General features: G+C 38.9%; 1 protein-coding gene. It reads right to left on the reverse strand.

Annotated features, from left to right (window positions below):
* Nucleotides 1–33: 33 nt before the first annotated feature.
* Nucleotides 34–1,238 (reverse strand): IS3 family transposase gene (locus AC27G3_RS18095; RefSeq protein WP_487124024.1). Its coding sequence is split into 2 segments (ribosomal slippage): nucleotides 34–887 and nucleotides 887–1,238, totalling 1,206 coding nucleotides; the frame shifts between segments, so codons are not numbered across the junction.
* Nucleotides 1,239–1,287 lie beyond the last annotated feature (49 nt).

The raw sequence follows: 1,287 nt of genomic DNA on the forward strand, positions 1-1,287 counted from the left end.
TGACCCGTCCTAGTATGGGTTGACACATTTTGATTAAAACGCCTGATGTATTTCATCGGGCGTTTTGTATTTTAAGGCCGTATGCGGCCTTCTTTGATTATAGATGGTGATCGATTGTGCTACCATTTTTCTTGCCTCCTCTAAGTCCTTTGGTTTTATCAACAAATATTCATTTTTCAGTATTCCGTTAATACGCTCTGCCAACGCATTTTGATAACAGTCATACCCATCCGTCATTGAGCACTTAATGCGGTATTGCTTATGAAGCTGTTGATATTCATTTGAACAATACTGAACACCTCTATCTGAGTGATGTACTAAGGTGTTGTTTGTTTGTCTTTGTTTTAATGCACGAGCATAAGCAAGCTTAACTGAATCAGCTTTCATATTATCATCAACATGATAACCCACGACTTTTCTTGAATAAGCATCTGTGACTAAACTCAAGTAAGTATTACCTGAAACGGTGGGTAAGTAGGTAATATCTGCCACCCATAATTGCTCTGGTTTTTTAGGTGTTAAACCTTCTTTGGTGAGATTCGGGTGGCATGTAAAACGATGATGACTGTTGGTTGTTTTATGATAAGCACGCTGTCGTGATACAAGCATTTGATGTGATGCGAGTAATTCAAATAACCTATCCCGCCCGATAAACAACTGCTGTAATGACAGTAAGTATTTGAGTTTACGTGTACCAATTCTTGGTTGGTAGATGCGCTCAAGATTTATAAAGCTCAGTATAGCTTGCTCATGTGTGTCACGCCGTACTTGTGCCTTACACTGTTTGTAATAAGCTTGACGAGAAATATCCATAAAGTCACATGCTTTAGTGACCGACAAAGTCGCTATCGCTTTTTGTTGGATAACTGCTCTTTCTGCTTTTTTGTGATGCGCACACCGTAGTCAGTTTCTAATACATTAACAACGGCTTCAAAAAATTGTGCTTTGAGCTGACTATCCGCGAGTTCTTTTTCTAATGCTTTAATACGCTGTTCAGGCGTTTGAGGTAATTGAGACTTGGCCATAGCAAAACCTTGGGTTAAAAAAATAGGGGTTCCTTTAGACCAATCTAGTCGACCATGCTTGCGAAGCCAAATTAATACAGTCGAGCATCCTTGTATTCCATATTTATCTTGAGCTTGCTTATAAGTTAATTCACCTCGTTCAACTTGCGCTACCACACCTAATTTAAAAGCGATGGTGTAATCTTTTTGTGTACGTTTAGTGGTTGATTTCATGACACTCTCCATTTTATTAGTGGGAAAGTGTCAACCTTATTTAGGACGG

The organism is Colwellia sp. SU-HH01217, assembly GCF_057543495.1.